A 23,260-nucleotide genomic window follows, 5' to 3' on the forward strand; every position below is an offset into this window, starting at 1 on the left:
CAGACTCCCCCGGGTTCATAACGACGGCGGAGGCCGCCGCATTTCTGCGGGCGCCACACGCGCCTCACCAGAGGCGGCGGCTCACCCCGAAACCGTACACGTGTTCGAAGATCTGCCGCCACCGGAACGCGCGGCCACGGCTCAACCGCGCGCGGTGAACGCCTCCCGCGTCATGACCCAGACCAGGCCACGCCCGGTTTCGCGGGGGGTCTTCACGGGCCGGTCCACGACCCGGTCGAGCCGGTAGCCGAGTTTCCGGGACACGCCCGCGCTGGCGGTGTTGGCCTCGTCACAGCGGATCTCGGTCCGTTCGACGCCGGGCAGCCCGAACGCCTCGGCGGTGAGCGCCCCGGCGGCGGCCGTCGCCAGCCCGCGCCGGGTGTGGTCGGTGCGGACCCAGTAGCCGATCTCCCGCGTCCCGGGCTCGCCCCGGTCCGCCAGCGCGGCGGCGCCGAGCATCGTCCCGTCGGGCCCGAACATGCCGTAGTCGCACTGGGAGCCCTGCTCCCACTCCCGGACGCTGTGCCGCAGGAACTCCACCTGGCCCGCGAGGGTGGGGGGTTCGGCCGCCCAGTCCATCCACGCGTGCAGGTGCGGGAACGACTCGGTCACGGCCTCGTGCACGGCCTCGGCGTCGGCCTCGGTCATCCGCCGCAGCACCACCGGCGGCGCCGTCCGCGGCAGAACGATCCGTTCGGGAGGGCGCGCGGTTTCGGGGTGGTCTGTTTCCATACGCGATCCTGACCGCTCCCGGCGGGGCCGGGCAAACGAATATCAGCGCGGCCGCAGCCCGTCGAAGACCAGCGCCAGGGTGCGGCGGCGCAGGTCGGCGTCCCACTCCCCCGCCAGGGCCCCCTGGCAGGCGGCCGACAGCAGGGCCATGACCTCGTCGGGACGGGCGTCCGGACGCACCGCACCGGCCCGTTGCGCCCGGTCCAGCAGGGCGGCGACGGCGTCGGCGAACCCGTCCAGGGAGGCTCCGGCGTCGATCGGCGTGCCCTGGCCGGCCAGCAGGGCGGCGACGGAACGGGTGGAGGCGGCGCGCTCGACCAGGCGGTCGAAGAGGACGAAGAGGGCGGTCGCCGGGTCGCCGTCCGCCAGCAGCGCCCCGGCCTCCCCGGCCAGCCGCTCGCGCAGCCGCTTCATGATCGCGACAAGGAGGTCGCGCTTGGTCGGGAAGTGCCGGAAGACCGTGCCGACGGCGACCCCGGCGCGGGCGGCGACGTCCTCGGTGGAGACGGCGGCCCCGCGTTCGGCGAACGCCTCCTCGGCGGCGGCCAGGATGCGGGCGCGGTTGCGCAGCGCGTCGGCGCGCGGTGGCCGGGTCCGGTCGCCGGGCATGCGGGCTCCCTCCGGAGGGGAAGATGAGTGGTGACTCACTTTACCTTCCCGAAAGGCTCTCCCCATGTCCGAGCGACCCGGCCCCCAGGAGATCTTCGAACGGTTCCGGCGCAACGTCCTCGACGGCGGGATCGGCCTCACCGGGGACATGCTCGCCGAGGACGCGGTGGTCGAGACGCCCTTCGCCGCCGAGGGCTCCCCACGCCGGACGGAGGGACGCGCGGCGTTCCTGGCCCTGGCGGAGGCGGGGCGGGAGGCCCTGCCGGTCGTGCTCACCGGTTTCCGGGACGTGGTCACGCACCGCACCGCCGACCCGGAGGTGCTGGTCGCCGAGTACACCCTGGCCGGCCGGCTCGCCGGGCCCGGCCGGGAGTCCGGCCCGGAGCTGTCGGCCGGGTTCGTCGTGGTGCTGCGGGTCCGCGACGGCCGGGTCGTCCACTGGCGCGAGTACCAGGACACGGCCGCCCTCCAGCGGGTCCTCGCCGGGATCTGACCGGCTTACCCCTCGTCGTCCAGCGCGTAGGACAGGTAGCGGTCGGCCGAGCGCTGGACCGCCGCCTTGCCGTCGGTGTAGACGACGCGCTTCCACCAGGCCCCGTAGACGCGGGTGAACGCGTACGGCTCCAGCAGGCGGAGGGCGCGGCGGACGGTGCGGGGGCGTTCGGGGATGAAGTTGGGATAGGAGTACATGAAACTGACCCAGTCGCGGTCCTGGACGACCTGGAGGATGTCGCCGGAGAACAGCGCTCCCCCGCCCTCCTCGCCGTCGCGCCAGTGCAGGACCTGGCCGCCGTCGAAGTGGACGCCCGCGTTGATCAGGGTGAGGCCGTCGAGGATCTCCAGGGTGTCGCCGTCCCAGAAGCGCACCGCGTCGTCGGGGCGGGCGACCCAGCGGCGGTCGGCCTCGTGGAGGTGGACCGGGGCGTCGAACGCGCGCGCCCACTCGATCATCGAGCCGTAGTAGTGCGGGTGGCTGATCGCGATCGCGTCCACCCCGCCCAGCTCGCGCACCCGCCGGACCAGGTCGTCGTCGATGTGGGTGATCATGTCCCAGAGGACGTTCCCGGCGGGGGTGCGCACCAGCAGGGCGCGCTGGCCGATGGCGGTGGGCGGGTCCGCGCCGACGCCGACCACGTTCGGGCCCTCCTCGGCGATCCTCCCCCGGTGGCCGGCGGCGCGCAGCTCCTCCAGGGTGGTCCAGCGCTGGCCGTCCCAGCCGACGTACTGCCGCTCGTCCTCGCAGATCGGGCAGTCGGGGCGCGGCGCGGCGTACTGGACCCCGCAGGTGACGCAGATCGGGTGGCTCACGAGGGGAACGTTACCCCGGCGCTTCCCGGCTCCTGGTGCGGAGGGCCGCCGTGGGCCAGGATGGAGCCTCCTGCGGGCGCGGAGGTGAACGACATGGCGGAGACCGGCATGGACGACTGGCGCAAGGTCCTCGAACACCTTGAGGCGGGAGTCGAACGGATCCTGGCCACCCTCGCGGGGCTCACCGACGCGCGGCTGCGCGAGCCGTCGGCGCTGCCGGGGTGGACGCGCGGGCACGTGGTCACCCATGTCGCGCGCAACGCCGACTCGCTGTGGAACCTGCTGGAGTGGGCGCGGACCGGCCGGGAGATCCCGCAGTACCCGAGCCTCGCGGCCCGCAACGCCGCGCTGGAGGCCGGGGCCGGGCGGGGCGTGGCCGAGCAGGCCGCCGACCTGCGGGAGTCGGCGGCGCGGTTCGTCGAGCAGGCGCGCGCGCTGCCGGAGGAGGCGGCGCGGGCGCGGGTGCGGGCGATGGCGGGGTGGGAGCATCCCGCCTGGTACGCGGTCTACCGCCGGTGGCACGAGGTGGAGGCGCACCACGTGGACCTGGCGGCGGGGTACGGGCCGGCGGACTGGCCGGACGCCTACGTGCGGTGGGCGCTGCGGGAGACCCTGGACGGGCTGGCGGGGCTGCCGCCCGGAGACCAGGGGTCGCTGGCGGGCTACCGGCTGGTGTCGACCGACTCCGGGGACGGGGCCGCGCTCGGCGACGGGCCGGAGGCGACCGGGTCGTCACGGGCGCTGCTGGCATGGCTGAGCGGCCGCTCGCGCGGCGCGGGCGTGGTGGTACGCGGCGAGGGGACCCCACCGATACCACCACCGTGGCCCCCACCCGCCCGGTTCTAGTCGTGTTTCAAAGCCCTGACCTACGGCGCTCGCCCTGGGGCTCGCACCTCACCAGGTCTTGGCGAGCGCGGCATCGCTTCGCGATCTGACCCGCGGGCCCTCGCCTCCGGCGTCGGACCCGCAGGTCAGGTAACGCGCTCGCGTGCGTGGCTGAGGCCCACCTTTGAAACAAGCCCTGGGCCGTGTTCCAAACGCCCTGGTCTGCGGCGCTCGCCCGACGCTCGTGTCTCACCGGGGCTTGGCGAGCGCGGCGTCGCTCCGCGGGTCAGGTGGCGCACGTGCGTGGCCGGGGCGGGGGTCTCAGGCGGGGTCGGTCTCGTCCAGGAGGCGGCGCAGGTCCGCCGGGGACCGCACGGTGATCACGTTGCGGGTGACCGCGACGCTGCGGAACGGCTCGCTGGCCAGCAGCTGCGCGACCTTGCGGCGGCCCATGCCCGACCAGCGGCCCAGGTCCTGCTGGCACAGCGGGACCTGGATCACCACGCCGCCGCCGGGCAGGTCGGTGCCGAGCCGGTCGGCCAGCCGCAGCAGCCGCGCCGCCAGCCGGCGGGCCGGGTCGTCGGGGAAGTGGCCGGTCTGCAGGTCGTCGGCGGCGCGCAGCCGGTCGGCCAGCACCTCGGCGACCGTCCACACCGACCCGGCGCAGGAGTCCAGCACCGCGCGGAACCGGTCGGCGGGCATGCCCAGCGCCTCCACGGCGGTCAGCGCCTCGGCGTTGGCGTAGCGGACGCCGCCGTCGGCGGCCTCCAGCTCCCCCAGCACGTCGCCCGGCCCCAGCACGTCCAGGATGACGACCTCCCCGGCGCGGTCGACCCAGATCTTCACGGCGCCCGCGAACAGCACGCACACCTGGGAGGAGCGGGTGTGCTCGCGCATCAGGAACGTGCCGGGCCGGACCAGCGAGTACGACCCGGCCTCGCGCAGCGCCCCGCGGGCCCGTTCGGGCAGCCGCTCCCAGAACGTGCTGGCCATCTCTCCTCCTGCCCGGGACGCCGAGGAGGCGGTCGTGTCCGCCTCCTCCAGTGAAGGCGGCGCGGTCGCCGTCGACCATGGAGCACGACACATCCCGCTCGGGCGGCCCCTGTGAGCCGTGTCACCGCCGGGGCCGCGTCACCGCCGGGGATCGCCGGCCGACTCCAGCCACTGGTCGATCGCCCTGATGTGGCGGACGCAGTCGGCGGCCTCGGCGTGCTCGCCGCGCGCCAGGTGGGAGGCGCGCAGGCGGTTCAGGGCCAGGCGCTGACCCCGATGGTCGCCCATGTCGCGGCGGATGTCGATCTCGTGCCGGGAGTGCCGGACGGCCTCGTCGTGGCGGCCCAGGCGCTGGCAGGCGCGGGCCATGCTGGACAGGGCGTTGGCCTGCTCGTAGGTGTCGCCGAGCTCGGTGGTCTGCTCCAGGGCGCGGCGGCCGGTGGCGAGGGCGGCCTCGGGGTCGTCCAGGTCCAGGTGGATGGCGGCCAGGTGGACCAGGGCGGTGCCCGCGCCGTACCGGTCGCCGACCTCGTCCAGCAGCCGCAGCGCCTCGTGCTCCCACTCCAGGGCCTCGACGGGGCGGCCGCTGCGGCGCAGCACGGTGGCGAAGGTGTCGGTGCCGATGCCCTTGCCGTAGCTGTCGTTGATCTCCTCGCGCAGGCGCAGCGCCTGGCGGGCGGCGCGTTCGGCCTCCTCGTGCAGGCCGAGGCGCAGGTAGGTGCGGGCCAGGCTGCCCAGCGTCCCGGCCAGCCGGCCGCGCGCGCCGAGGCGGTGCCACAGGTCCAGGGCCTCCAGGCCGAGCACGAACGCCTCCTGGTGGCGTTCCAGGCGGCGCATGACCATCGACAGGTGCTCCAGGTCGTGGGCCTCGCCGTGCTGGTCGCCGATCTCGCGGCGGATCTCCAGGGCGCGCACCAGGTGCTCGTGGGCCTCGCGGTAGCGGCCCAGCCGCCAGTGCACGATGCCGATCTGGGCGAGGGTCTCGGCCTCCTTGTGCCGGTCGCCGATCTCGCGGTGCAGCCGCAGCGCCTGCCCGCAGTAGGTGAACGCCTCGGCGAACCGGGCCGCGTCGCACATCAGCCGTCCCAGCGTGGTCAGCGTGCCCGCCTCGCCGCCGCGCCCGCCCAGCTCCTGGTAGATGCGCAGGGCCTGCCGGGCGTCGTGCAGGGCCAGGTCGCGCAGGCCCAGGTTGGCGTTGATGCGGGCCAGCTCGGTCATCGCCTGGGCGGTGCCGGGCCGGTCGCCCTCGCCCTGCCGGATGAACAGGGCCTCCAGGCCGTGGCGGGCGGCGTCGTGGAGCGTCCCGCGGCGGCGGTGCACCTGCGCCAGCGTCAGCAGGGACTCGGCGACGCCGGGCGCGTCGTCGGCCTGGCGGCGCAGGGTGAGGGCCTGGTCGGCGTGGTGCTGGGCGGCCGGGTAGTCGGCCAGGCTCAGGTAGGCGCGGGCCAGGGTCTCGTGGCCGCGGGCGATCCCGGCGACGTCGCCCAGCTCGCGGTGGGCCTCCAGCGACAGGCGGGCGTGCTCGATGGCGGTGACGTACCGGCTGAGCGCCACGTGCACGTCGGCGAGGGTGGCCAGGGCGACCGCCTCGCCGAACCGGTCGGGCGGGTCCACCGAGCGGAAGCCCCGGCGGGCCTCCTCGGCGTACCCGATGGCCTGCACGTTGCCGCCGAGCCCGGCGTAGGAGACCGCCAGGTTGTGCAGCATGACGGCGGCGGCCTGCCAGTCGCCCTCGGCGCGGGCGGCGCGCAGCCCGGCCAGGTGGATCCCGATGTTGTCCTCGGTGTAGCGGCGGAACTCCTGGAAGTCGAACAGCGCGTCGGCCAGCTCCCAGCAGGTGCGGTGCAGGCCGAGGCGCCCGGCCTGGTGGGCGGCGGCGACCAGGTTGCGGCGCTCGGTCTCGAACCACTCCAGCGCGGCGTGGCGCCCCTGGGCGGCGCGGTCGGCGGCGGTCCCGGCGTCGGCGTCGTCGAGGGTGGGGCGGCGGTGGCGGGCCAGCGCGCGGCGGGCGCGGCGGGCCTCGGCCAGGTAGTGGGCCAGCAGCCGGCGCTGGGCGGCCAGGCGGTCGTTGTCGGCGTCCTGGATGAGGCCGCGTTCGCGGGCGAAGTCGCGCAGCAGGTCGTGCATCCGGTAGCGGCCCGGCGAGACGTCCTGGACCAGGAACGCCTGCCGCAGGTCCTCCAGGCACTCGCGGGCCCCGGCGGCGTCGCGGCCGGTGAGCGCCGCCAGCGCGGCGGCGGTGAAGTCGGGGCCGGTGGCCAGCCCCAGCGCGCGGAACGCCGCCCGCCGGTCGGGGCGCAGCCCCCGGTAGGCGACCTCGAACGTCGGGCTGAGCGCGGTGTGCAGGGCGGGCGTGGCGGTGGCGGGCGTCCCGCCCTCGGGCAGCGCCGCGGCGGTGAGCGGGACCGTGAGGGGGGTGCCGTTGAGGGCGGGGTCGGCCGGCGCGGTGCGGTCCGGTGACCTGCCGAACGGCACGGGCGCGAACGGCACCGTGTACGACGTCGCCGCGTACGACGTCGCCGGGGGGATGTCGCTGGTCTCCAACTCCCGGACGGTGTCGCCGATGGGCGCGGCGGGGTCCTCGGCGAGCTTGCCCGCCATCACCGCCAGCGCCAGCGGCAGGAAGCCGCACTCCTTGGCCAGGCGCTCGACGGCCTTGCGTTCCCGGCGGACGCGGGGGTCGCCGGGCCCGAGGACGGCGGCGACCAGGGCGACGGCCTCGTCCAGCGCCATCTCGGCCAGCTCCAGGACGCGGATGTCGGCGTCGTCCAGCGGGATGGGCAGCCGCCGCTGGGTGGTGACGATCGCCAGGCCCGCGTTCAGCGCCGCCAGCAGCGGCCGCACCTGCGCGGCGTCGGCGACGTCGTCCAGGATCAGCAGCATCCGCCGGTCGGCCAGCAGCGACCGGCACTGGGCGGCCAGTTCCGCCTCGGTGCGCGGGAGCTGGTCGCCGGGCACGCCCACGCCGCGCAGCACCTGGCCCATCGCCTCGGCGGGGGCGACCGGGCCGCGGGTGCCGCGCAGGTCGGCGAAGACCACCCCGCCGGGGAACCGGTCGGCGGCCCGGTGCGCCCAGTGCAGCGCCAGCGTGGTCTTGCCGACGCCCGCCATGCCCTGGATGACCACGGCGCGGGGCATCTCGGTCTGGACGACGAGCAGGTCGAGCTTGTTGAGGCTGACGTTCCGGCCGGTGAAGAACGGCTTGTCGGCGGGCAGCCGCACCACCGCCGGGGTCGTGGCGGGCGTCCCGGCGGGCTCCAGCCGCACCGGTGACCGGGCCGCCAGCCCGGCGCGGGGGACGCGGTCGGGGACGGCCGGGTCGGGGCGGCCGGCGGCGGGCCACTCGTCGCCCCAGGGGCTGGCGGCCAGCCGCAGCGCCTCGGGGTCCAGGATCGTCAGCGGCCGGGTGCGCCCGTCGAGGATGCCGCGCGCCCGCCAGCGGCGGAACCAGCGCACCAGCGTCTCGCGGGAGATGCCCGCCCAGTTCGCCAGGTCGGCCTGGCTGAGCCGCAGCGGGATCTCGACGCCGTGGGCGGCGGCGTCCCCGAACCGGTGTGCCAGCTCCAGCAGGTGGTAGGCCAGGCGCTGCTGGTGCTCGGCGACGCGGACGGCGTGCCGCCGTCCGCCGAGGGTGCCGCTCTCGGCGACGGTGTGCATCATCGCCTCGGCGACCTGCGGGTTGGCGGCCAGCAGGCTGCCGAACTGGCGGCGGTCGATGCGCAGCACCGCCACGTGGTCCAGCGACCGCACCGACGCGCGCTGCGGGTGCCCCCACGGGGCGAGCGCGCCGACCAGGTCGCCCGGCCCGAACAGGTCGATGATCGACTCGTCGCCCTCGCTGGAGTCGACGAACTCCTTGGCCAGCGCGTTGCCGACGGTGCGGGTGCCCGCCCGGAACACCACGCACACGCCGGACGCGGCCACGCCCTGGTGGCACAGGAACCCGCCGGGCGGCACGTCGGTGCGGCGTCCCATCGCGCGCAGCGCCTGCCGGTCGGCGGGGGTGAGGCGTTCCCAGAAGCTTCCGGGCCGTACGTCGTGGTCGATCACTCCTCACCATCCGGGGGGGTCGTCCGGTGCCGTCGGAGCCATGGTGAGACATCCCGGCCGGGTTGTCCGCCAGAAAGTACCCAGATGCTCTGCGTCGGACGACCCATTCGGAGGTCCGCCCCGCGCGGCGGAGACGGCCGATGGGGAAAGATGGTGCCGTCCACGAGTGGAGGTCGACATGAGCTACACGGGACACGTCGAGGTCGGCGGCCGGCCCGACGTGCGGGAGCTGCCGGGCCTGACCGTCACGAAGGTGGCGGTCGGCCCCTACGACAACAACGCCTACATCCTGCGCTGCACGGCCACCGGCGAACGCCTGCTGATCGACGCCGCCAACGAGGCGTCCCGGCTGCTGGAGCTGGTCGGCGACGGGCCCCTGGCCCGGGTCGTTACCACGCACCGGCACCAGGACCACTGGATGGCGCTGGCGGAGGTGGTGCAGGCGACCGGCGCGCCCGTGGCGGCGCACCCGCACGACGCCGAGGCGCTGCCGGTGCCGGTGGCCGAGCCGGTGGAGCACGGCGACACCGTCCGGGTGGGGCGGGCGGCGCTGGAGGTGATCCATCTGCGCGGCCACACACCCGGGTCGATCGCGCTGCTGTACGAGGCGGGCGGCGAGCTGGCCGACCGCCCGCACCTGTTCACCGGGGACAGCCTGTTCCCCGGCGGGGTGGGCAACACCTGGGGTGATCCGACGCTGTTCAAGCAGCTGCTGTCGGACGTCGAGGAACGGATCTTCGACCGGCTGCCGGACGCGACCTGGTTCTATCCGGGGCACGGCGCGGACTCCACGCTGGGCCGCGAACGTCCCGGCCTGCCCGAGTGGCGCGCCCGGGGCTGGTAGGGCTCACCGCCGGGCGCGGGCCGGGACGAGCGGCACCGCCAGCAGCGGGGTCAGCGCCGCGAACGCCCACACCGCCTCCCAGGGAGCGACCTCCAGCAGCGCCGGGACGACCAGCGGGGTGACGAACGCGGCGCCGAACAGCGTGGTGCCCGCCAGCCCGAGCGCGCTGCCGGCCCGGCCCGCGCCCGCCATGACGGCGGCCTCGGTGTAGAGGACGCCGTGCCAGGCGTTGGCCAGCAGCCCGCCGAGGGCCAGCGCGGCGACGGTCAGCGCGACGGGCGCGGAGGTGAGCACGGCCGCGCCCGCCATCGCGACCGCGGTCGCCAGCGCGATGATCCGCACCAGCACTCGCCGGTCCCGGCCCCGGTCGCTGAGCAGCCCGGTCCCGATGCGCGCCGCGCCCCCGCCCACCTGGGCGACGATGACGGCGAGACCGGCCAGCAGCGTTCCCTGGCCGCGCGCGTCGTGCAGGAAGATCCCGGTGAAGGTCAGCACGGCGAACTGCGGGACGGTCAGCAGCCCTCCGGCCAGGGCGAGCCGCCACACGTCCGGGCGGCGCAGCGGCGAGGGCCCGGCCGCGGGACGGGCGCCGGGCGCGGCCCCGCCGTCGTGCTCGTGCAGCCACCGCCAGGTCGCCGCGACGCTGAGCAGGCACAGCAGGGCGAGCGCCAGGTAGGCGGCGCGGAAGCCGTACGTGCCGGCCAGCCAGGGCACCAGCGCGACGCCGACGGCTCCCCCGGCGGGGATCGCGGCCTGGCGGACGCTCATCGCCAGCCCGCGCTCACCGTCGGCGAACCAGGTCATCACCGCGCGCCCGGAGGCGCTGTTGACGCTGGCCCCCAGGGCTCCGAGGGCGAACACGCAGCCGGCCAGCATCGCCGTCCCCACCCCGTCGCCGGGCGCGGCCACCGCCGCCATCAGCGCCAGCAGCGCCCCGGTCGCGGTCAGCCCGGTGATCAGCGTCCGGCGGTCCCCGAGCCGGTCGGTGAGCATCCCCCACAGCAGGTCGCAGGTCGCCACGCCCAGGCTGAGGCAGCCCAGGACCAGCCCGAGCCCGGCGGTGGACAGCCGGTAGTCGGCGCGCATGACGACGCCGGCGACCGGCAGCCCGGAGAACATCGCCGAGAAGCTGGCCTGCGCGCCCACCCCCACCGCCAGTACCACCCACCGATGCCGCGACGCGCTCCGCGCCTCCCCTGCGACGAGCGTGGCCATGCGCCCTCCCGAAAGTAACCGTCTCAGATGGTTACGAAAGATGGCAGCCGCCGAAGTAACCTGTCAACTCGGTTACCATCGAGGGGTGGACTTCACCTTCGTCAGCGGCAACCTCGGCCTGGACCTCGCCGGAACGGTCGGCCACCGCCGCAACGAGCGGGTCGAGATGCTGGCCTCACCGCAGGACCTGGGCCGGTGGGTCGTCGCCGCGGGCCTGCTCGACACGCCGCCCGCCGTGACCGGGGACGACCTGCGCCACGCCGTGGCGCTCCGCGAGGCGATCTACCGCCTGGCCACGGCCGCGCGGCGCGGGGAGCCCCTCCCCGGCCCCGACCGCGAACGGCTCAACACGGCCGCCGCTCCCCCACCGGCCGGCGTGACGCTCACCGCCGACGGCCTGGAACGGACCGGCGACCTGCCGGCGGCGATGTCCAGCGCCGCGCGGGCCGCGATCGAGCTGCTCGGCGGCCCCGGGCGGGACCTGATCCGCGAGTGCGAGGCGGCCCCGTGCACGAGGCTGTACGTGGACGCCTCACACCGCCGCACCCGCCGCTGGTGCGACATGCGAGGCTGCGGAAACCGCGCCAAGGCCGCCGCGTTCCGCGCCCGCCACCAGCAGTGACCCCACCTGAACGGAACCGAAGCACGCACCGGGAAGCCGACGGCGCATACCTCGTTCACGCGACCGGGACGAGGTCGGCGCTCGACTCCCTACCTTCCCGCAGATGGAGCCGAGTCACACGGCAGGAGGCTGACGGCAAACGCGGCAACGAGCGAGACCTGAGCCCTCGTTCACGCCGTTCGGAGGGGTCCGGCACTCGACTCCCTGCGTTTCCGCAGATGGGACCGGGTCACACAGCAGGAGGCCGACAGCAAGCGCGGCAATAGACGAGATCCGGGCCCTCCTCCACGTGGCCCGGACGGGGTCCGGCATGCGGCTTCCTGCGCTTCCGCAGGTGGGGCTGAGTCACATGGCAGGGGGCTGACGGCAAGGGTGGCAGCAGGCGAGACTCGGGCCCTCTTTCGCGCGGTGCGGGCGGGCCTGGTGCGTGGAGCTTCGGGTTCTCGCGGATGGGGACAGGGGCGCGTCGCGGAGGCGGCGGGCGGTGTGATGGAGCCGGGGTGGCCGGAGATCGTCGGCGATGCCGGTCGGCGGGCGGGGCGGCGGCGTGGTCCGCGCGTTCTCGTGAACGGGGACAGGGCTCGCGCCGCGGGGCCGGTGTCCGTGTGGGGCGGCCGCGGTCATCGCGCTTCGGTGGGCGGAGGTCGCCGACCGGATCCGTGACCGCGGCCGCCTTGGGCGACGGTGTGCCGTATGCCCCGGCGGGGCGGGGCATACGGCGGCGGCGTTCGTTGGTAGCTGCGGCGGTTGGGTTCGGGGACGTGGGGGGATCACGCTCCGGTCGCGGTGACCGGAACGCTGGTTCCGGGCGCGGGTCCCGGCGTCGGTGCGCCGGATCGGCCCGGACGGCGGTTACCGTGGGGTCAACCGAAGATGCTGACGCCGCCGGGGCCGATGAGCAGGCCGACGACGATCAGGATGATGCCCCACAGCAGGTCGCGGCGCGCCACGAGGACGTAGACGCCCGCGATGACCAGTACGACGGCGATGATCCACAAGAGAGTAGCCATGTGCCGGTGGTCCCCCCAGAGAAAGAAGACAAACTACTCATGCGGGGATGGGCAGGAAACATCTCGGTCACGGATCCGCCAAGAACGGAACGGAGTCGCACGGATGTTCGTTGTCTCCGTCACACCGCGTCCGGTCAGCCGCATCCGCTCAGACCGCAATCGGGGCCGACACCAGGGAGATGCCATCCGCAGAGCCGACCCGACCGAGACCACCAACGAACTGCGTTACCCCCGGGGAACGCTGGTGCTCGTCGCCGGGCTGCCCGGCGCGGGCAAGAGCACCCTGCTGGACCGGCTGTACGGGCTGCGCGGCGACGAGAAGCTGCCGGTCCCGGCCGGTCCCGCGCTGGTGATCGACTCGCGGCAGGCACGCAACTGGTGGGCGCGGTTCCTGGGGCCGGTGCCGCCGCGCGCCCGCGTCCCGATCGTGCACACCACGCACGTGTGGCGCATCACGCGGGCGGTGCTGGGCGGGCGCAGCGTCGTGGCGCACACGCGCGGGACGTGGCCGCACATCCTGCGCGGCTTCGCCTGGCTGACGCGGCGGCGCGGCACGCAGGTCCACATGGTCCTGCTGGACGTGGACCCCGGGACCGCGCGCGCCGGGCAGTACGCGCGCGGCCGCATCCTCACGCCGGCGACGTTCGCGCGGCACGTGCGGCTGTGGCAGCCGATCATCGCGCGGGCCCGCGCCACCGGGACGCTGCCGCCGGCCGCCGGGGTCACGGTGCTGGACCGCGCCGCCGCCGACCGGCTGAAGGCGATCTGCTTCGACGAGGTCAGCGCAGCGTCCTGAACCAGCGCACCGTCAGGGCCGTGCCGGTCAGGTTCGAGCCGAGGTGGCGGGACTCCTCGTAGACGCGGTCCCCCACGTCGATCACCGGGGCGCGCACGCCGCGGGCGCGGAACGCGGCCGCGAGGCGGTCGGTGTTGCCGGTGACGGCCTGCTCGTCGTCGCTGATCTTGTAGAGGCGGACCGGGACGCGCGGCGTCCAGCCCATGACGGCGGCGGCGTCCTGGCGGAGGGCCTCGGCCAGCCTCCCCCCGGGGGCCCGCAGCATCTCCTGGCCGCGCGGGGTGAGCAGCTCGGTCAGCGTGCCGGGCAGCCCCTGGAACATCTCCGCGCCGGGCGTGTTGCCGTCGAAGTACTTCTCGACGCGGCCGGCGTAGGGCGGGCGGAACACCTCGTCGGGCGTCCGGTAGAGGCCGTGGGTGCGGTTCCAGGAGGTCAGCAGGTAGGAGGCGTACACGACGGCGTACTTGGCGGGGATCCTCCCGCCCACCGTGGCGGGCAGCTGGGTGCCGCCGAAGTCGTAGGCGCCGCTGATCGGCGCGACGGCCCGCACCCGGAACCACGGGTCGGCGCCCTCCTGCAACGCCCGCGCCAGGCCGAGCGCCGCCGAGGCGCCCTGCGAGAAGCCGGTGACCAGGACCTGGCGTTCCAGGGCGCGGCCGGTGCGCGGGGCGAAGTTCCGGGCGGCGCGCAGCATGTCCAGCGAGGCGGTCGTCTCCGACGGCACGTGCATCCACGGGTGGGCGCCGGGCCCCTTGCCGAGCCCGAGGTAGTCGGGCGCGACGGCCGCGAAGCCCGCGCCGCCGTAGGTGACGGCCGCGCCGGGACCCCACACGTCCTTGGTGACGGATGGGGCGTCCTTCTTGTAGCTCATGGTCCCGTGCGTGTAGGAGACGGTCCGCAGGCTGCGGTCGCCGTTGCGCGGCAGGACCAGCAGCCCGCTGGCGGTGGTGGGGCGCTTCCGGGCGTCGACGGTGCGGTAGACCAGCCGGTAGGCGTCCACGCCGTACCGGACGGCCCTGGCGTCGAAACCGTCGGAGGCCAGCCAGGCACGCGCCTGCTTGGCCGACATGCGCTTGACGCGGACGGAGGAGACGATCTCGCCCCGCGTGTCCGCCCGCACCGCGGCGTGCGTCCGGGCGGCGGTGTCCGCGTGCGCGGCGAGCCCGCCGACCGCGCCGGCCGCCAGTCCCGCCGTGAGGACGACCACGAGGCCGCGGCGTGCGCTGAAGTTCATCAGATGCTCCTGAGATGTCCCGAAATCAACGAGCTTCAGCGTGCCGACCGGCCCGTCGAACCGGCATCGCGCGCGGCGGTGATCTCCGGGTTCCCTCTCAGGTAGCGGGCGGGACCGCCGCGGGCGCCGGTTCCACCAGCACGTCCCCCTCCTCCAGCGGGACGGAGCAGGCGTCGCAGACCAGGCGGGGGACGAACGCCCGCCCGCACCCCCGGTGCGTCGCGACGAGGGCGGGGCCGTCGGGGGCGCGGAACCAGCGCTGCCCCCAGTCGATCGCCGTCATCACCACCGGGAAGAACGCGCGTCCCTTGTCGGTCAGCCGGTACTCGTTCCAGGCGGCGCGGTCGGCGCTCGGGCGGCCCGCCAGCACCCCCAGCCCGGTGAACGTGCGCAGCCGGTCGGCGACCATCGCCGGCGGCGCGCCCATGGCCTGCTGGAACTCCCCGAAGCGGCGCGCGCCCAGGAACGCCGCGCCCAGCATCACCACCGACCACCGGTTGCCGATCAACGCCATGGTCTCGGGGAACAGGCCCGCGCCGCCCGCCCCGGCGGCCCCGGAACGGCGGCGGGTCGTCGCGGCGGGCACCGAGCGCCCGTCGCCGCCGCTCGGCCCCAGGCGGCCGTCGACGTCGCGCGGCCGGACGCCCTGGCCGCACTCCGCGCAGGCCAGCAGCGGTTCCATGCGCTCGCCGCAGGCCCGGTGCCGCATCCACGGCAGGGTCTCGTGGTGCCCGGCGACCCACCGGTACTCCCACGCCCAGATCGACACCAGGACCGGCCAGAACTCCCGGCCCCGCCGCGTCAGCCGGTACTCGTACCGGGTGGGCCGCCGCTGGTAGGCGGCGCGCTCCAGCAGGCCGCTGTCGGTGAGCAGCGCCAGTCGGGCCGACAGCACCGAGTCGGAGATGGCCAGGTGCTCGCGCCAGTCCGCGTAGCGCCGCACGCCCTGGTGGGCGTAGCGCAGGATCAGCAGCGTCCACTCGTCGCCCGTCAGGCCCATGGTGACGGCGATGGCGTTCCGCCCTCCGGGGGGCAGCGGGGTCGGCGTCGCCTCGTCCAACCCGCGCTCCCCCTCACAGACCGATCGCCTCCGCGGCGGTGTCGGTGTCGCGCCAGCGCGGCAGGGCCGAGCCGGGCGCCCAGGCGGAGTGGGTGCCGCTGGAGATCCGTTCCGGGAGCCGCAGGCGGGCCACCGGGCCGTCGGTCAGCCGGGCCGCGTCGAACACCAGGCACTCGGAGGCGTCGGTGTTCATGTCCGTCGTCAGTGTAATGAGGTAGCCGTCGTCCTCGGCGGTGGCGCCCGCGCGCGGCGCCATGGCGGTCTCGCTGCCGTAGACGCCCTCGGGGAACGCGTACCGCTCCTGCGCCCCGGTGCGGGTGTCGTGCCGGACGATCCCGTCCATCAGGAACCAGCCCGGCTTCTGGGTGACGGCGTAGGTGTAGCGGTGGGGGCGTCCGCCGTGCCCCGGGTTGATCGTGCCGAACTCGGTGTACCGCTCCGCCAGGTGCTCCTCCCTCACCTGGCCGGTCGCCAGGTTCAGCCGCCACCGGTGCAGGCGGGTCTGCATGCGTTCCAGCGCCAGGAAGCGGAACATGCGCTGGTAGACGCCCTCGCCGCGGGGGTCGGGCGGTTCGGGGCAGCCCTGGAAGAACCCGTCGAGGACGATCTCGTCGCCGTCCTCGTAGGCGTTGGCGAAGTGCAGCACGTAGGTCGGCTCGGCCTCGAACCAGCGGATCCGCGAGGCGTCGCCGCGCCGCGGCATCACGCCGAGGCGGGAGGGCAGGTCGGGGTGGAAGCGGGAGGCGTACCTGCCCCGCTCCAGCAGCTCCGGGTCCCAGAACAGCGGGAAGTCGTTGAAGATCGCGTAGTTCTCGGTGAACGCCATGTCGTGCGGCAGCCGCGCGCCCGGCAGCGGGACGTCGGCGTGGTGGACGAGGCGGTCCCGGTCGTCGACCACGCCGTACCGCAGGTGGGGGGCCTCGGTGGAGTAGCTGAAGAACAGCAGCTCGCCGGTGTGCCCGTCGGTCTTGGTGTGCGCCGAGACGCCCCAGTCGGAGGGGAAGCCGCCGCCCCAGGTCGCCTTGCCGACGGTGTCGAGGGTGAGGGGGTCGAGCCGGTAGAGGTCGCCGCACTGCCAGAAGCTCGACAGGACGTGGCCGTTATGCACGACGACGTCGGTGCTGGAGGCGTCCTTCATGCGGGTGCGCGCGCCCCAGCCGTCCGGCCGCCGCGACAGCGCGGGACGGTCGGCGATGCCCGCCCACAGCGCCTCGCCCGCCTCCTGCTCGGCGAGGAACCCGTCGGTGCGGACGAACCGGTTGCGGTAGAACGCCCTCCCGTCGCGGAACCCGACGACGTGGACCATGCCGTCGCCGTCGAACGGGTGGTACAGGCGGATCGCCGGGTGGACGGGGTTCTCGGTGTTGCGCAGGTAGACCCCGTCGAGGTCGGCGGGGATCTCGCCCTCGACCACCGCCAGGTCGTCGGCGCGCCACTCGGTGGTCTGCGGGCGCCAGGGGCCGGTGCGGTAGGGGTGGTCGTCGTCCCCGGGGAGGGTGGACAGGACCCGTCCCACGACCTCAACGTCCATCGGTGCCCTCCTCGGCGACCAGGCTGACGGTGGTGGTGGCGCTGCCCCCGATGTTGAGGGCGCCGACCCGGCGGGCCCCCTCGATCTGGTACGCCCCGGCGACGCCGGTGACCTGCCGGGCGGCGTCCACGGGCGTCCCGCCGAGCCGGCCCTGGCCGGTGAAAAGCTGGCCGAACGCGTTGCCGACGTGGATCACCTCGACGGCGTCCGGGCCGACGCCCGCCGCGGTCAGGGCGCCGTCCACCACTTCGCGGGTGAGGTCGGCGAACTCCAGGCCGGCCCGCGCCCAGTTGCGGGCGAAGTCGGTCTGGTGGCCGCCCAGGACCCAGATGCCGGTCCGTGCCATCGGCGCCTCCTCGGTAAGGTCCGGTCTGCGATACTACAACTAACAGAGTTACCGGCCGAGGGGGCGGACGTCATGGCCTGCCCATCGCCATGCCTGCGGCGCGGCGGGGCGGGGCGTCGCCGTCCCGTTGGAACGTCTGCGACTCCCCGCGCCGCCCGTCAGCCGACCTTGCCGATGCCCAGGGTGTTCTCGGCGGGGAGCAGGCCGCTGCCGACGGCGGCCGCCCAGACCGGTGCGATCACCTCGGTGAAGCGGTCCGCCCCCGCCTCGCCGAGGGTCTCCCACGGGCCCGCCGCCAGCGCGTCGGTGCGTTCCTCGATCCGCTGCCGCAGGGCGCGGCCCGCCTCGGTGAGCGTCCCGTCCGCCGCCAGGAGGCCGCGGGAGCGGAGGCGGTCCCCGGCCTCCTCCCACTGCCCGGGCGTCCAGCCCCGGCTGTCGAAGACCTGCCTGCGGGCCGCGCCGAACGCGGCGAACGACACCAGCGCCTCGACCGGGTCCAGGCCCTCGGTGAGCAGCGACGCGACATGGCCGTCGCCCCGGTGCTCGCGCAGGATCGTGGCGGCCTGCCACAGCACCAGGTGCGGCTCGTCCGGCCAGGGGAGGTCGGCGTTGGCGGCGGCCAGGGGACGGCCCGCGGTCCCGGCGGACTCGGCCGCGCGGCGGGCCAGCTCGGCGGCCTCCTTGACCTCGGGCGAGGCGAGGGCGTCGCCCAGCAGGGTCCGGTAGGTCGCGTCGATCGCGCGCAGCCGGGCCGCCAGGACGGTGCCGGGGTCGGCGACCCGCCAGGCGGCCGGGACGTGCTCGGCCACCATGGCGGGCGAGAAGCTGTAGAACGCCGCGGCCACCGCGTTCGGTCCGGCCGCGCCCAGCGGGGCGGGGCGCCAGGCGAAGTAGGAGGGCCAGCGGGTGTCGGTCGCGTAGCCGAGGGCGGCGGCCTCCGCCAGCACCTCAGGGGCGTAGTAGAGAACGGCGTGCACGGGCTCGGTCAGGTGCCACAGGTTGCGGACCCGGCTCGGCGGCAGGCTCATGGTCGACTCCTCGTCTGAACTTGTCACTGACAAGATGCCATGCCGGACCGGAACTTGTCAATGACAAGTTCCGGGTCGAGCGGAGCCGGAGTGCCTGGTGCGCCAGGAAGGCCAGGCCCGCGACCAGGTAGCAGTTGGCCACCAGCGTCAGCGGGCCGCGGAAGCCGTACTGGAGGGGGTGGCCGTTGTGCGGGGTCCACCACAGCGGGGCCAGGACGAACAGGACGTAGACGCATCCGGCGGTCCGGCGGTGGCCGTCGCGCAGCAGCAGGAGCAGCGCCGGCATGACCCAGACCCAGTGGTGGGCCCAGGAGATCGGGGAGACCAGCAGGCCGGTCACCCCGGTCACGGTCGCGGCCGCCGGCCAGTCGCCGCGGCGCGCCCACGCCGCCGCCAGGGCCAGTCCGGCGACGGCGAGCACCACCGGCACGACGGCGAACCACTCCCCCACTCGCTCCGGGCTGCCCATGATCCGGCAGATGGCCCCGTAGGGCGACTGGTTGCTGATGTAGGTCCTGCCGACGCGGGAGGTGTCGTAGAAGGTGTGCAGCCAGTACTGGCGGGAGGCGTCCGGTGCGACCGCGTGGGCCAGTGCCGTGCAGCCGAGGAACGCCCCGCCGGCGACCATCGCGGACTTCGTCCTGCGTGTCAGCAGGAGCATCGGGATGAAGATGGCCGGGGTCAGCTTGACGGCCGCCGCGATCCCGATGCCGATCCCCGCCGCCCTCCCCTGGGAGACGCGGTGGACGTCGGCCAGGATGAGCGCGAGAAGGAAGACGTTCACCTGCCCCTGGAACAGGGTGTGGTGGACGGGCGCGAGGAGCAGCCCGGCGGCCACCACGGCGAGGAGCACCCCTCGGGTGGGGCGGTGACCGGCCAGTTTCAGCGCGGTCGCGCAGGCGGACGCGAACGCCGCCACCGTCGACAGCTGCCAGAGCACCCGCGCGGCGGTGAGCGGCAGCTCCGACCAGGGCGCGAAGAGCAGCGCCGCGAACGGCGTGTTGGTGAACCAGAGGCCGGACCACTTCCGCAGGTAGAGCGAGGCGTCGTCGGTCAGGGCCTGGCCGCCCTGCATGTAGATGCGGAAGTCCAGCGAGTCGTACCGGACCGAGAAGACCACCACCGCCGCCAGCTCGACGGCCAGCAGGACCTTGAGGATGTTTTCCGTTCGTTGGTTCACGCCGTCGACGGTGGCGGGGAGGGCGTTCCGAAATCGTCGGGCCGTCGGCCACATTCGCGGGAGCACGCGGTGGCCCGCGGGCGTACGCCCGCGGGCCGATACCGGGCGCCGGGGCCGCTCGTTACGATCGCGGCATGCCCGCCTCCGCCTCCCCCGCCTCCCCCTGGCCCGGCCGCCTGCGCCGGGCCGCCTGGACGCTCCTGTCCTGGTGCGGGGTCACGGCCTGCATGACGGTGATGTTCGCGACGTTGCCGCGCCACGCCGCCGTTGCCGGCATCGGCGCGTACGTCGTGCCCGCGCTGCTGATGGTGCTGCCCGTGCTGCTGTGGCGGAGGCGGCCCGAGGCGCTGGTCCCGCTGATGCTGCTCGGCTGGGTCGCGGTGGTCGCGGTGGAGGTGACGTGGCCGCTGAGCTACCTGAAGGTGGCCGCCGACGACCTGGCCGTGGCGCTGGTCGCCGCCACCCGTTCCCGGCGGGCCGCCGCCGCCCTGGCCGTGCCGACGCTCGGCGCGCACCTCATGGTCGCGGCCCTGTTCGCCCACGGCCCGGCGCTGCTCTCCGCCGTCACCTCCGTCGTGCTGGCGTTCGCGGCGGCCCTGGCGACGGGCCTGTCGGCGCGCCAGCGCCGCGAGCACGCCGCCGCGCTGCACGCGCAGGCCACCTCCCGGGCCGTCACCGCCGAGCGGCTGCGCATCGCCCGCGAGCTGCACGACATGGTCGCCCACAGCATCGGCGTCATCGCGATCCAGGCGGGCGTGGGCGCGCGGGTCATCGACTCCCAGCCCGCCAAGGCCCGTGACGCGCTCACCGCCATCGAGGACACCAGCCGCGAGACCCTGGCGGGGCTGCGGCGGATGCTGGGCGCGCTGCGCCAGGCCGAGCCCGGCGAGACCGCGGCCCCCGCGCCGCTCGACCCCGTCCCCGGGCTGGCCGACCTCGACCGGCTGGCCGCCACCACCGGGAACGCCGGGGTGCGGGTGGAGGTCCGGTGGGAGGGCGACCGGCGGGCGCTGCCCCCGGAGGTGGACGCGGCGGCGTTCCGCATCGTCCAGGAGGCGGTCGCCAACGTGGTGCGGCACGCCCGCGCCGACGAGTGCCGGGTCACCGTCGGCTACCGGGACGGGGACCTGACCATCGAGGTCGTCGACGACGGGCGGGGATCCGGCGGGGGCGAGGGCGGCGGCTTCGGGATCGTCGGGATGCGGGAACGCGCCGGGCTGCTGCACGGCACCCTGGACGCCGGGCCGCGCCCCGGGGGCGGTTTCCGCGTGGCGGCCAGGCTGCCGGTCCCGGCGACGGCGGCGGCCCGATGACGGCGGACCGGGCGGCGGACCAGGCGGCGGACCAGGCGGCGGAGGTCCGGCTCGTGCTGGCCGACGACCAGCCGCTGATCCGCACCGGGCTGCGGACGCTCATCGCCGACCAGCCCGGCCTGACGGTGGTCGGCGAGGCCGGGGACGGGGCCGAGGCGGTCCGGCTGGCCGCCGGGCTGCGGCCCGACCTCGTCGTGATGGACATCCGCATGCCCGGCATGGACGGCATCGCCGCCACCCGCCGGATCGTCGCCGCCGGCACGGCGAAGGTGCTGGTGCTCACCACGTTCGACGACGACGAGTACGTTCACGCGGCGCTGCGCGCGGGGGCGAGCGGGTTCCTGGTCAAGGACATGGCGCTGGAGGACATCCTGGGCGCCGTCCGCGTGGTGGCGGCGGGCGACGCGCTGCTGGCCCCGGCCGTCACCCGCCGCCTGATCGCCGAGTTCGTGTCCCGGTCCGCGCCCGCGCCGCCGCCGCTGGACGGGATCACCGGGCGCGAGCGCGAGGTGCTCGCCCTCGTCGGGCGCGGCCTGTCCAACCACGAGATCGCCGCCGAGCTGACCATCAGCGTGGCGACCGCCAAGGCGCACGTCGCGCGGCTGCTGACCAAGCTGGGCGCGCGCGACCGCGTCCAGCTGGTCATCATCGCCTACGACACCGGCCTGGCCACTCCCCGGTGAGGGCGGCGCGCAGGGCGGCACGGCGGTCCCCTTCCGGGTGCGAAAGGCCAGGTCGCACGGAACTACAGTAAGCGAAGTTATCCGGGCGGCCCCTCGTCCCCTAAGGTCGGGAGAGGGAGACGATCGGCGAGAGGGGCCGCCATGGCACAGCAGGTACGCGGGGTCATCGCACCGGGCAAGGGGGAGCCGGTCCGGATCGAGACGATCACCGTTCCCGATCCGGGGCCGGGCGAGGCGGTGGTGAGGGTCCAGGCCTGCGGGGTCTGCCACACCGACCTGCACTACCGCCAGGGCGGGATCAACGACGAGTTCCCCTTCCTGCTCGGCCACGAGGCCGCCGGCACCGTGGAGAGCGTCGGCGACGGCGTCACCGAGGTCGCCCCCGGCGACTTCGTGATCCTGAACTGGCGGGCGGTGTGCGGCCAGTGCCGGGCGTGCCGGCGCGGTCGCCCCTGGTACTGCTTCGACACCCACAACGCGGCCCAGAGGATGACGCTGGCCGACGGCACCGAGCTGTCCCCGGCGCTGGGGATCGGCGCGTTCGCCGACAAGACCCTGGTGGCCGCCGGGCAGTGCACCAAGGTGGACCCGGCCGCGCGCCCGGAGGTGGCCGGGCTGCTGGGATGCGGGGTGATGGCCGGGCTGGGCGCGGCGATCAACACCGGCGGCGTCGGGCGCGGCGACAGCGTGGCCGTGATCGGCTGCGGCGGGGTCGGCGCGGCGGCGGTGCTGGGCGCCCGCCTGGCCGGAGCGGCGAAGATCATCGCGATCGACCTGGACGAGCGCAAGCTGGCCACCGCCCGGGGGCTGGGCGCCACCCACACCGTCGCCGCCCGCGACACCGACGTCGTCACGGCCGTCCAGGACCTGACCGGCGGGTTCGGCGCCGACGTGGTCATCGACGCGGTGGGGCTGCCGCAGACCTACCAGCAGGCGTTCTACGCCCGGGACCTGGCCGGGACCGTGGTGCTGGTCGGCGTCCCCACCCCCGACATGACCCTGGAGCTTCCCCTGCTGGACGTCTTCGGGCGCGGCGGGGCGCTGAAGTCGTCCTGGTACGGCGACTGCCTGCCCTCGCGGGACTTCCCGATGCTGATCGACCTGTATCTCCAGGGCCGCCTGGAGCTGGACGCCTTCGTCTCCGAGACCATCGCCCTCGACCAGGTGGAAGAGGCCTTCACCAAGATGCACCACGGCGACGTGCTGCGCTCGGTGGTGGTGCTGTGATGGCCCGGTCCGGCGGGGTCCGCGTCGACCACCTGGTCACCTCCGGCACCTTCTCCCTGGACGGCGGCACCTGGGAGGTCGACAACAACGTCTGGATCGTCGGCGACGACGCCGAGTGCGTGGTGATCGACGCCGCCCACGACGCCGACGCCATCGCCGCCGCCGTCGGCGACCGGACCCTGCTGGCGATCGTCTCCACCCACGGGCACGACGACCACATCGACGCCGCCCCGGCCCTGTCGGCCCGCACCGGCGCCCCGGTGCTGCTGCACCCGTCGGATCTGATGCTGTGGAAGCGGAGACACCCCGAGACCTCCCCGCAGGGGGAGCTGACCGACGGCCAGGTCATCACCGTGGCCGGAACCGGCCTGACGGTGCTGCACACCCCCGGCCACTCCCCCGGCGCGGTGTGCCTGCACGCCCCCGCGCTGGGCACGGTGTTCTCCGGCGACACCCTGTTCCAGGGCGGGCCCGGCGCGACCGGACGGTCGTTCTCCGACTTCCCCACCATCATCGACTCCATCCGGCGACGGCTGCTGACCCTGCCGCCCGACACGGTGGTGCGCACCGGTCACGGCGATTCCACCACCATCGGCGCCGAAGCACCCCACCTCGACGAATGGATCGCCCGGGGCCACTGACGGCGCCCCGGGG

22 protein-coding genes are annotated in these 23,260 nt (G+C 75.0%); 9 read left to right on the forward strand and 13 right to left on the reverse strand.

Annotated features, from left to right (window positions below; all coding sequences use genetic code 11):
* Positions 1–141 precede the first annotated feature (141 nt).
* The gene (locus tag AKI01S_RS21360) at positions 142–732 is read right to left on the reverse strand and encodes a GNAT family N-acetyltransferase (protein ID WP_218009761.1); all 591 of its coding nucleotides are present in this window, start codon (positions 730–732) and stop codon (positions 142–144) included.
* 42 nt (positions 733–774) lie between these two features.
* Positions 775–1,341: a TetR/AcrR family transcriptional regulator gene (locus AKI01S_RS21365; RefSeq protein ID WP_067820645.1), complete on the reverse strand. Its 567-nt coding sequence runs from the start codon at positions 1,339–1,341 to the stop codon at positions 775–777.
* A 64-nt stretch (positions 1,342–1,405) separates the two neighbouring features.
* On the opposite strand from AKI01S_RS21365, the gene AKI01S_RS21370 reads away from it, so the two are divergent.
* Positions 1,406–1,834 carry a nuclear transport factor 2 family protein gene (locus AKI01S_RS21370; protein ID WP_067820648.1) on the forward strand — a complete coding sequence of 143 codons (429 nt, stop codon included), beginning with the start codon at positions 1,406–1,408 and terminating at the stop codon, positions 1,832–1,834.
* Positions 1,835–1,839: 5 nt separating this feature from the next.
* Here AKI01S_RS21370 and AKI01S_RS21375 read toward each other — a convergent pair whose 3' ends face one another.
* Positions 1,840–2,649 (reverse strand): MBL fold metallo-hydrolase, encoded by an 810-nt coding sequence (locus AKI01S_RS21375; RefSeq protein ID WP_067820651.1) that lies wholly within the window; start codon positions 2,647–2,649, stop codon positions 1,840–1,842.
* Between the two features lie 93 nt (positions 2,650–2,742).
* Between AKI01S_RS21375 and AKI01S_RS52880 the strand changes: the two genes are divergently transcribed.
* Positions 2,743–3,495 (forward strand): maleylpyruvate isomerase family mycothiol-dependent enzyme, encoded by a 753-nt coding sequence (locus AKI01S_RS52880; protein ID WP_218009762.1) that lies wholly within the window; start codon positions 2,743–2,745, stop codon positions 3,493–3,495.
* Between the two features lie 300 nt (positions 3,496–3,795).
* On the opposite strand, the gene AKI01S_RS21385 is transcribed toward AKI01S_RS52880, so the two are convergent.
* Positions 3,796–4,467, reverse strand: coding sequence for a Crp/Fnr family transcriptional regulator (locus AKI01S_RS21385; protein ID WP_067820653.1), 672 nt, complete (start codon positions 4,465–4,467; stop codon positions 3,796–3,798).
* A gap of 138 nt (positions 4,468–4,605) precedes the next feature.
* Positions 4,606–8,517, reverse strand: a complete 3,912-nt coding sequence (locus AKI01S_RS54305; RefSeq protein ID WP_067820656.1) for a tetratricopeptide repeat protein — start codon at positions 8,515–8,517, stop codon at positions 4,606–4,608.
* 178 nt (positions 8,518–8,695) lie between these two features.
* Here AKI01S_RS54305 and AKI01S_RS21395 point away from each other — a divergent pair, with 178 nt between their 5' ends.
* The gene (locus AKI01S_RS21395) at positions 8,696–9,361 is read left to right on the forward strand and encodes an MBL fold metallo-hydrolase (protein ID WP_067820722.1); all 666 of its coding nucleotides are present in this window, start codon (positions 8,696–8,698) and stop codon (positions 9,359–9,361) included.
* 3 nt (positions 9,362–9,364) lie between these two features.
* Here AKI01S_RS21395 and AKI01S_RS21400 read toward each other — a convergent pair whose 3' ends face one another.
* On the reverse strand, positions 9,365–10,576 hold the full coding sequence (locus AKI01S_RS21400) for an MFS transporter (protein ID WP_067820659.1): 1,212 nt from the start codon (positions 10,574–10,576) through the stop codon (positions 9,365–9,367).
* 85 nt (positions 10,577–10,661) lie between these two features.
* Between AKI01S_RS21400 and AKI01S_RS21405 the strand changes: the two genes are divergently transcribed.
* Positions 10,662–11,198: a CGNR zinc finger domain-containing protein gene (locus AKI01S_RS21405; RefSeq protein WP_067820663.1), complete on the forward strand. Its 537-nt coding sequence runs from the start codon at positions 10,662–10,664 to the stop codon at positions 11,196–11,198.
* Between the two features lie 863 nt (positions 11,199–12,061).
* Here the strand turns inward: AKI01S_RS21405 and AKI01S_RS51765 are convergent.
* On the reverse strand, positions 12,062–12,208 hold the full coding sequence (locus tag AKI01S_RS51765) for a GPGG-motif small membrane protein (RefSeq protein WP_169813990.1): 147 nt from the start codon (positions 12,206–12,208) through the stop codon (positions 12,062–12,064).
* Positions 12,209–12,311: 103 nt separating this feature from the next.
* Here AKI01S_RS51765 and AKI01S_RS21410 point away from each other — a divergent pair, with 103 nt between their 5' ends.
* Positions 12,312–13,004: an ATP-binding protein gene (locus AKI01S_RS21410; protein ID WP_245681718.1), complete on the forward strand. Its 693-nt coding sequence runs from the start codon at positions 12,312–12,314 to the stop codon at positions 13,002–13,004.
* On the opposite strand, the gene AKI01S_RS21415 is transcribed toward AKI01S_RS21410, so the two are convergent.
* The 6 genes from AKI01S_RS21415 to AKI01S_RS21440 form a co-directional block, all read right to left on the reverse strand.
* Complete coding sequence (locus AKI01S_RS21415; protein ID WP_083999986.1) at positions 12,988–14,238, reverse strand: alpha/beta hydrolase family protein; 1,251 nt, start codon at positions 14,236–14,238, stop codon at positions 12,988–12,990. The two genes, AKI01S_RS21410 and AKI01S_RS21415, sit on opposite strands and share 17 nt — an antisense overlap.
* A 97-nt stretch (positions 14,239–14,335) precedes the next feature.
* Positions 14,336–15,298 (reverse strand): winged helix-turn-helix transcriptional regulator, encoded by a 963-nt coding sequence (locus AKI01S_RS21420; RefSeq protein ID WP_067820666.1) that lies wholly within the window; start codon positions 15,296–15,298, stop codon positions 14,336–14,338.
* Between the two features lie 13 nt (positions 15,299–15,311).
* Positions 15,312–16,829, reverse strand: a complete 1,518-nt coding sequence (locus AKI01S_RS21425) for a carotenoid oxygenase family protein (RefSeq protein ID WP_067820669.1) — start codon at positions 16,827–16,829, stop codon at positions 15,312–15,314.
* The gene (locus AKI01S_RS52515) at positions 16,819–17,175 is read right to left on the reverse strand and encodes a beta-ketoacyl-[acyl-carrier-protein] synthase family protein (RefSeq protein ID WP_067820672.1); all 357 of its coding nucleotides are present in this window, start codon (positions 17,173–17,175) and stop codon (positions 16,819–16,821) included. Before AKI01S_RS52515 ends, AKI01S_RS21425 begins: the two co-directional genes overlap by 11 nt.
* Before the next feature lie 158 nt (positions 17,176–17,333).
* A complete protein-coding gene (locus AKI01S_RS21435) occupies positions 17,334–18,203 on the reverse strand; it encodes an SCO6745 family protein (RefSeq protein WP_067820675.1) in 870 nt (289 codons plus the stop codon).
* Positions 18,124–19,383, reverse strand: a complete 1,260-nt coding sequence (locus AKI01S_RS21440) for a glycosyltransferase 87 family protein (protein ID WP_067820678.1) — start codon at positions 19,381–19,383, stop codon at positions 18,124–18,126. Before AKI01S_RS21440 ends, AKI01S_RS21435 begins: the two co-directional genes overlap by 80 nt.
* A 134-nt stretch (positions 19,384–19,517) precedes the next feature.
* Between AKI01S_RS21440 and AKI01S_RS21445 the strand changes: the two genes are divergently transcribed.
* From AKI01S_RS21445 to AKI01S_RS21460, 4 genes are all read left to right on the forward strand, one after another.
* Positions 19,518–20,696 (forward strand): sensor histidine kinase, encoded by a 1,179-nt coding sequence (locus AKI01S_RS21445; protein ID WP_067820682.1) that lies wholly within the window; start codon positions 19,518–19,520, stop codon positions 20,694–20,696.
* On the forward strand, positions 20,693–21,379 hold the full coding sequence (locus tag AKI01S_RS21450; protein WP_067820684.1) for a response regulator: 687 nt from the start codon (positions 20,693–20,695) through the stop codon (positions 21,377–21,379). Before AKI01S_RS21445 ends, AKI01S_RS21450 begins: the two co-directional genes overlap by 4 nt.
* A 141-nt stretch (positions 21,380–21,520) precedes the next feature.
* Complete coding sequence (locus AKI01S_RS21455) at positions 21,521–22,606, forward strand: S-(hydroxymethyl)mycothiol dehydrogenase (RefSeq protein ID WP_067820687.1); 1,086 nt, start codon at positions 21,521–21,523, stop codon at positions 22,604–22,606.
* Positions 22,606–23,247 (forward strand): MBL fold metallo-hydrolase, encoded by a 642-nt coding sequence (locus tag AKI01S_RS21460; protein WP_067820692.1) that lies wholly within the window; start codon positions 22,606–22,608, stop codon positions 23,245–23,247. The genes AKI01S_RS21455 and AKI01S_RS21460 overlap by 1 nt, the downstream gene beginning before the upstream one ends.
* Positions 23,248–23,260: the final 13 nt, after the last annotated feature.

Origin of the sequence: Actinomadura kijaniata NBRC 14229 (assembly GCF_001552175.1) — a bacterium.
GTDB classification, from domain to species: Bacteria; Actinomycetota; Actinomycetes; order Streptosporangiales; family Streptosporangiaceae; genus Spirillospora; species Spirillospora kijaniata.